The sequence below is a fragment of the Frankia sp. CoWAU3 genome (genome assembly GCF_977971855.1).
The window spans coordinates 22,870-30,834 of the sequence record NZ_CDWWXB010000014.1 but is presented as its reverse complement, the minus strand read 5'-3'; the positions used below and the strand labels follow the sequence as shown (position 1 = coordinate 30,834).

Below are 7,965 nucleotides of genomic sequence, written 5' to 3'. Positions count from 1 at the left end.
ATCCGCGTCTGCACCCTCGCCAGGCGGTCCTGTCCGGTGGTGCTCAGCCGGGACCGCAGCACCGAGTTCGCGATCCGCGCGACCTGCATCAGCTTGGGCTCGTCGACGTCCGCGGCCGCCCAGTGGCTCTGGGCCCACCGCTCCTCGCGTTCCTGCTCGCGCCGGCGGAGCTCGGCGACCTCCTGCTCAAGCTGGGCGATGCGGTGCAGGTGCTCGAGCTCGATGGCCGCGAGCCGGCTGCGCTCGTCGTCCAGGCGCGCCCACTCCCGCTGCCGCGCCCGGGCGACCGCCGCCGCGGTGTCCTGCAACCGCAGGACGTGCAGGTAGAGGTCGATGCGGTTGCGCTCCAGGCGGGAAAGTAGCCGGTTGGACACCCACGGAATGAGCAGGTCGGCGACGCGACGCGCCCAGGGAGCCCGCCGGTCGATCACCACGCCCAACCCGAAGATCGGTGCCACCGTGAAGAAACGCAGGTCAGGGTGGTCCGCGACGAAGTCCTCGACGGCCGTGCGCACCCCGTTACGCGGACCGCTCTCGGTCAGCGCCCAGGCGAAGGCTCCCATGCCCCGAAAGCCCCCGGGAACGGTCTCCCTGTTGTCGATCTCGACACCGACGTCCCACGAGTGCGGCTGCCGGGCGCCCTCGGGAATGCGGTCGGGGTTGTAATACTGGTCGCGCCGGCCGGCCGGCCAGCCGACGTCGTGCAGGATCACCAGGGGAAAGTAGGACCGGCCGAACAAGGTGACCGCTCGGTCGATCTCGGTGAGCTCGCCGTGCACGGTGGCGTAGTTGTGGTCCCCGTCGATGAGGTAGGCGTCGGTCGGCGCGTGGCCGTCGAGCGCCTGCGGGCTGTGCCCCCGGATCACGTGCACATCGAGGCCCCCGCCGGAGGCCGGCGACACCCCGGGCTCGGGATCGATGACCACTAACCGCCCGCCACCGCCACGGCGCAGCAGGTCGACGAGGAGCGAGGTGGTGACCCCGCTCTCGGAACCGATCTCCGCGATGCTGCGCGCCCCGGACTCCTCCAGCAGCGGCACCCAGATCTCGCGCAGATCGGACAGGGAGTGCAGGAGCAGGGGCGCCAGCGTGGGTTCGGCGGCGTCCCCGACCTCGACGGCGTGATCGCCCTGCCGGGTAAGCGTCGTGCCTGGTCCGGTGCCCGGTCCGCTGCCCGGTCGGGCCTCGAGGTCCGTTCCGGTGTCCATCCCGGCGGCGACGGCGGCGAGCTCGGCGAAACTGTCCCGAACCTCGCTGCGCTCTGAGTCCGGGTGGTCCGTCACCGCGATCCCCCGAGCTCGCGCCGGATCTTGCGTGCCGCCCGCAGCGGCAGACCGTCGCGGGCGGGCTCCGCCGCGAGCAGGGCCAGCGGATCACCCCGGATGCCCATCCAGCCGAATGCCAGCTCGACGTCGAGGGCGTAGACCCCGGCGAGCTGCGGCTGTGTGGCGAGGTCGATCGTGTAGACGAACTGTGGGTCGTCCCCGGTGATCTCCACCAGGTTCGGCTGGAGCAGCCGGCAGCCGAGGAGGGCGAGCTGCTGGGCGGGATCGTCCAGCGAGGTGATGGTTATCTTGTCCGGCTCTGGGGTGTTGTTGATATGAAAGGACAGCGTCAGCCAGTCCAGGCGGAGCAGACCGCGCCGACCCGCCGGGTCGATGCGGATCCGGCGTACCCCGACCGCCTCCAGGCTGAGCCGGACGATCGACAGGCCGTCGCGGGCCGACCGGGTGACCGCCGTCTCCTTCGGACCGTTGACGAAGTCCCCGCCCGTGTCGACGTAGACCTCCACGGGCCCCGCCGCGGCCTCGGGCGAGACCTCCTCCGGCGGGATGCCCGCGGCGGCGGCCAGCCCGCTGATCACGGCCAGCGGCCGGTTCGCGACCCCGGCCACCCCGGCGGGCCAGTAAAGCTCGCGCATGGAGATCCGGTCGATGTCGGCCGGGGTGAGATACGGCATCCGGCGGACCAGCTCCGGCGGCAGCAGGCCCTCGGTGGCGTCGGAGCCGAAGTTGTCGTCGTGCGCCCAGGCACCGAAGGCCGCGGCCTCCACCGCGGTCGGCCGGGCGACGAAGCGGGTCAGCGTCCGCAGCCCCGCCTGACGCGCCCCGGCGCAGGCCAGCGACGGCATCGGGGTCTCCGAGCGCCGGTAACGCAGCCATTCCCGCTGGAAGGCCAGGACGCCGTCCTGGACGGCGGCTCGCTGGGCGACCTGCGTCCGCGAGGTCCGGTCGATGCTGAGCACCGGATTACCCATCTCGTCGAAGGAGACCAGTGACCCGACGTCGGGCATGCAAAGCTGCTCGAGTACCTCGGGGCTACGCATGAGCTGGTTCGCCAGGGTCTCGGGCTGACCACTTGTCGCAACATATCCCTCCAGCTCCAGACCGGCCAACCGGTGCGTCATCGCAGCCTGGTTCGTAGCCAGGTACAGGCCGAGGATGTCCAGCCCGCGGCCGGTGGAGGCGAGCAGCCGGGTGAGCAGCGCCTGGATCGTCCCGCCCCAGCCCAGGTCGAGGAAGACGACCCGGCCACTCTCGGGTAGCTGGCTGTCGAGGTAGCGCACGTAACGCTCACGCAGGCGGGACGCGGTCAGCACGATCTCGCTGCGGATCCGCTCATCGGAACAGAGCGCCTCGAGGGTGTCGTCGAGCAGGCCGGGCACGTCGAGGCGGCGGTCGGCCAGCGCCGAGATGCCGGCGACGTTCTCCAGCCGGACCCCGAGCTGGCGCAGCAACTGCCCCACACTCGGCGCGTGCCGACGGACCAGGAAGCTCCTGAGCTCCTCGGGGTTGCCCTCGAAGACGTTGGCCAGCGCGCACACCTGCCGCGACGCCCACAGCGTCGAAATGGTGATCCCGACATCCTCGCCGGGACCGACGAGCAGGCGGGAAAGGAAGTCGCCCTCCCGCATCAGGCAGTGGATGTGGTCGGCGCCGAAGTCACGGGCCCGTTCCACAGCCCACTCCGCGAAACCGGTGAAGACCGGCCCGAAGACCGTCGCGCCGGCCTCCCAGTACCGGCGCAGCCCCGCGGGGACCGCGAGGGCGTCGGCACGGTGCAGTGACCGGGCTCGCAACGCGGTCATCCCGTAGTCGCCGTCCACCGGGTCGATCGGGAGGTCGTCGCTCGGCGCCTTACGCAGACCCTCGAGCTCAAGGGTCTGCTCCAGCGTCCCGGAGTACTTCGGGTAATGGATTGCGACAAGCCCGTGCTCGCGGGCGCCCTCGACGTCGGCGACGGGGTGGTCGCCAAGGTGCACGACCCGGGACGGCTGCAGGTTCGACGCGGCGAGCATGTGCTGGAACAGCCCGTCACTCTTCGACGTCCCTGCGTCGGAGGAGGTGAAGATGTGGGTGAAGGGCACGCCGGCCAGCTCCGGCCGGTTCAGCAGCCGTTCGAGCTGGCCGGCCGAGAAGTACGTGTCGGACAGCAGGTAGACCGGCAGGCCGAGCTTCGTCATGGCGAGCTCGGCGAGCTCCACCACGGCGAGGTCGGCGCGGCAGAGCTCGCGTTCGACCGCGACCTCTGCGTCCAGGAGGTCCTGGACGCCGGGTAGCGCCGGCAGCAGCAGCTGCCAGATCTCGTCCAGCCGCACCTCATGGGTACCGCGGGTGGCCTCGGCGTGCAGGCGGGCCAGCTGCTCGGCGTGGACCCGCAGCCGGGCGAACTCGCCCGGGGAGACGCTGGCGGGCAGGTGGCCCGCGTCCGCGAGCCGCCGGCCCAACAGCACGAAGGCATGGGCGGGCTCTGGCACCATGCGCCACAGGAGGGTGTCGAAGACATCCAGAGTCAGGGCCTGTGCCCCGCCCGACTCCAGGTGCGACCACACTTCGCGTAGCCGGACGTCGGTGAACACGACCGTCCTCTCCGTGCGGCCGGTTACGACCGCCTCCGCCGGGTCAGCCACGACGGCCGGCGTGCGTCGGGATTCTCCCGCGCGGCCTCGGCCGGCCGAAGCCAGATGGACGGATCAATACTATGAACCGTGCTCTGGCCGCCGGCCACCGGAGTGGGTGGCGTCGCCCGCCCGGCGATGGCACGGTACCGTCCGATTCTGACGAGAAGCGGGCCAGTTCGACCCTAGACATCATTGACTATTCGTCCGCAAGCAGGGCGATACTCTCGGTAGCCGGAAAAGACGGTCGGTCGGGTCGCGGAACCCGCTTGGACGTGGGACGAACCAGGGGCGCCTCGGTCTCGGTAGTGTTCAGATCCCCTAAGCGTCGAGCCGAAGTGTCGAGCCGAAGTGTCGAGGAGGAGCGGACAGGTGCAGCTCCAGTCGCGCCATGGCGGCGAGCGGTACCCGCGCGTTCGGGAGACGGGGAGGGCGTGCCGTGTCCCATCTGGCTGACGCCGCGCTGCCGGCGGGGGCGCCGGTGGCTCCGTCCGCCCCGGAGCCGCAGACCGGGCCGCCCGGGCCGGAGCACCATCACGCGCTGGACGTGAGCCGGCTGGCCCGTCGCAGCCGGGCCCAGACGAGGGTGCGCTGGGAACTGCTGCGCAATCTCATCCGCAAGGATCTCAAGGTCAAGTACAAGGGGTCGACGCTGGGATTCGCCTGGTCGCTGGCGAACCCGATGCTCCTTCTCGTCGTGTATACCTTCGTGTTCCAGATCGTGCTGAAATCAGGAATCCCCCGCTTCGGTATTTACCTGATGTCCGGGCTGCTCGTCTGGAACGCCTTCTCGGGCAGCGTGTCCGCGTCCTGCGGCAGCGTCGTGGCGAACGCGAACCTCGTCAAGAAGGTCCGCTTTCCCCTCGCCGTGCTCCCCCTGTCGGCGGTCGGCTTCGCCGCGGTGCACTTCCTGCTGCAACTGCTGGTCCTGTTCGTGGTGATCCTCGCGCTCGGCTACAGCCTGCTCGGCCCCGAGCTGCTGCTGCTCGTCCCGGCCGGAGCCGTCGCCCTCACCTTCACCGTGGCGCTGTCCCTGCTGGTCAGCGCGCTCAACGTGCGTTACCGCGACACCGCCCATCTGCTCGACGTGGCGCTGCTCGCCTGGTTCTGGCTGAATCCCATGGTGTACGCCTTCGGCCTCATCCAGAACAGGTTGGCCGACCTGACCTGGGTGTATCTGCTCAACCCGATGGCCGTCGTGGTCATCACGTTCCAGCGGGCGATCTACGATCCACCCCCGGGTAACTCGACGGGTTCCGCCCCCATCCTGGCGAACCCCGGTTACACGTTCTACCTGGAACATCTCGCCGTCGCCGGGGTGATCTCCCTCGCCCTGCTGTGGCTGGGGCTGCACGTGTTCCGCGCCCTGCAGGCGGACTTCGCCGAGGATCTGTAGTCGGCCCGTGGCGGACCGGCCCTGTCCTCGTCGCCCGCCGAAGGCCCCGGGAGCCAGCACGCCGACCGCGGTGCGATCATGATGGGACGTCCGCAGGCGGCCAGCAAGGAGTAGCAGTAGTGGCCCGATACTCGTCCGCGTACCCGCCGAGCCCCGCCGCCCCGCCCGAGGGCAGGGAGGCCGCCGCGTCACCCGACCCGGCGCGCGAGGCGCCCGTGGTGATCGAGGCCGCCGGAGTGAGCAAGAAATTCGTCTCGTACCACAACCGGGCGACCAGTCTGAAGGAACGGTTCGTCCGTCGGGGCGGCCCCGCCGGGGACGACTTCTGGGCACTGCGCGACATCGACGTGACGATCGGACGAGGCCAGACGGTCGGTCTCGCCGGTGCGAACGGCTCAGGCAAGTCGACGCTGCTCAAGGTGCTCGCCGGGATCCTGCGCCCGACAGACGGACGGGTCGCGGTACACGGTCGGATCGCCTCGCTGCTCGAACTCGGTGCCGGGTTCAACGGCGAGCTCTCCGGCCGGGACAACGTCTACCTCAACGCGTCCCTGCTCGGACTGTCCAAACGGGAGATCGATCAGCTCTTCGACTCCATCGTCGACTTCTCCGAGCTGCGCCACAAGATCGACGATGACGTCAAGCACTACTCGTCGGGCCAGTACGTCCGCCTCGGCTTCGCCGTCGCCGTGCACGTCGACCCGGACGTGCTGCTCGTCGACGAGGTCCTGGCCGTCGGGGACGAGGCGTTCCAGCGCAAGTGCCTGGCCAAGATCGCCGAATTCCGGGCCCAGGGCCGCACGATCCTGTTCGTGACGCACTCCCTCGACCTCATCGAGAACATGTGCGATCGCATCCTGGTCCTGGAGTCCGGGTCGCTGTTCTTCGACGGCCCGCCTGCCGTGGGTACCAAGCTGCTGCGGCAGAAGCTGGGTAGCCTGCCCGCGGGGGAACCGGTCGCCTACCAGTACGCCACGGTCAGGCCGGAGTCGGTCACCTTCAGCCACGAGCCGGGCGGGCCGCCCACCGTGCAGTACGGCCCCGGCGACTCCCTCACCGTCAGCGTCGAGTTCGACGTCACCGAGGGTGCCCCCGAGCACGTGTACCTGCACACCTACATCGTCGGCCAGAACGAGGTGCCGATCTGGATGATGGAGACGCCACCCGGCGGGCTCCCCATCGGGCCAGGCCGCCACATCGTCGACTTCTCGGTACCACGCCTGCCCGAGCTGCTCGGCGCCTTCGCGGTGAAGGTGCACGTCTCGGACGCCGCCACCGGCGCCCCGGTCACCACCCGCCGGTTCGAGGAGCTGTTCGGCGTCGGTGGTGCGCAGGCGGACGGACTGCTCAAGGTCGACTACGATGCGAGGTTGCGCGGATGAGCGAGGAACGCCCGACCCGGCCGGAGGCGGGATCGGCCGTCGAGTCGAAGACCGTCGACGCGCGGGGCGCCGGCGCGAAGACCGCCGAGCCGCTGGCGACCATCGTGATCGTCAATTGGAACGGCGCGCATCTCCTGCCGGCCTGCCTGGACGGCATCGCCAAGCAGGAGGCGGATTTCGCCTACCAGACCTGGGTGGTCGACAACGCCTCGTCCGACGGCTCGCGGGAGCTGCTCGCCGAGCGCTACCCCTGGGTACGCGTGGTGCCCGCGGAGCGCAACCTCGGTTTCGCCGGCGGCAACAACCTGGCGCTGCGCCAGGTCACGACGCCGTTCGCGGTCCTGGTGAACAACGATGCGATCCCCGAGCCCACCTGGCTCGCGGCGCTGCTGGCGCCGTTCGACGAGCCCGGCGGCCGCCATCTCGGCGCCACCACCGGTAAGGTCGTCTTCCTCCCCCGGTTCCTGCGGATCAGGCTGCACACGCCGACCTTCGTCCCGGGTCCGCACGACTCCCGCGAGCTGGGGGTGCGGGTGTCCTCGGTGACGGTGGACGGGCGCGAGGCGCTGCGCGAGGTGCTCTGGGAGAACCTCACCTATGGTGCCGAGGGACCGAGCGGCTCGCCGTACTTCTGGACCCGAGGGGACGGCGAACTGTGCGTGCCGATCCCCGACGGCGGCCCGGTCACCCTCGGGTTCACCTGGGCGGCGGAATCGCGCAAACAGGTCACCCTGAGCTGGGACGGCCCGACGGGCACGTCGGCCGGAGGGCGAGCGGACCTCGCGGTGGGCCCCGAGTCGACGACGGTGTCGCTGACCGTCGGCGGTGAGGCGCCGCGGGTGAACGTCATCAACAACGTCGGCGGCATCGTCCTGACCGACGGTTACGGTGCCGACCGTGGTTACCAGCAGGTCGACATCGGCCAGTTCGACCAGCCGGAGGACGTGTTCACCGCCTGCGGGAACGGGATGGCGATCCGTTCGTCGCTCGGCCACGAGCTCGGCTGGTTCGACGACGCGTTCTTCCTCTACTACGAGGACACCGACCTGTCCTGGCGGATCCGGGCCCGCGGGTACGGCATCCGCTACGTCCCGGGGGCGGTGCTGCGTCACATCCACTCGGCGTCGAGCGTCGAATGGTCACCGCTGTTCGTCTTCCACACCGACCGCAACCGGCTGCTGATGCTCACCAAGGACGCGACCGCGCCGATGGCACTGGCCGCCGTGATCCGCTACCCGCTGACCACCGTCTCGATCGCGGTGCGCACGCTGCGCCAGGCCTGGCGCGCG

General features: G+C 70.2%; 5 protein-coding genes. 3 read left to right on the top strand and 2 right to left on the bottom strand.

Going from position 1 to position 7,965, the window contains the following annotated elements:
• Together AC08ON_RS03120 and AC08ON_RS03115 are read right to left on the bottom strand one after the other, a co-directional pair.
• A partial coding sequence (locus AC08ON_RS03120; RefSeq protein WP_476616413.1) for a class I SAM-dependent methyltransferase occupies positions 1 to 1,283 on the bottom strand: 1,283 nt, incomplete at its 3' end.
• Positions 1,280 to 3,859 carry an HAD family hydrolase gene (locus tag AC08ON_RS03115; RefSeq protein ID WP_476607290.1) on the bottom strand — a complete coding sequence of 860 codons (2,580 nt, stop codon included), beginning with the start codon at positions 3,857 to 3,859 and terminating at the stop codon, positions 1,280 to 1,282. The genes AC08ON_RS03120 and AC08ON_RS03115, both read right to left, overlap by 4 nt.
• Before the next feature lie 478 nt (positions 3,860 to 4,337).
• Between AC08ON_RS03115 and AC08ON_RS03110 the strand changes: the two genes are divergently transcribed.
• The 3 genes from AC08ON_RS03110 to AC08ON_RS03100 form a co-directional block, all read left to right on the top strand.
• Complete coding sequence (locus tag AC08ON_RS03110; RefSeq protein WP_476607288.1) at positions 4,338 to 5,294, top strand: ABC transporter permease; 957 nt, start codon at positions 4,338 to 4,340, stop codon at positions 5,292 to 5,294.
• Positions 5,295 to 5,413: 119 nt separating this feature from the next.
• Complete coding sequence (locus tag AC08ON_RS03105; RefSeq protein ID WP_476607287.1) at positions 5,414 to 6,676, top strand: ABC transporter ATP-binding protein; 1,263 nt, start codon at positions 5,414 to 5,416, stop codon at positions 6,674 to 6,676.
• The coding region (locus AC08ON_RS03100; RefSeq protein ID WP_476616412.1) for a glycosyltransferase family 2 protein at positions 6,673 to 7,965 on the top strand (1,293 nt) is incomplete at its 3' end. The genes AC08ON_RS03105 and AC08ON_RS03100, both read left to right, overlap by 4 nt.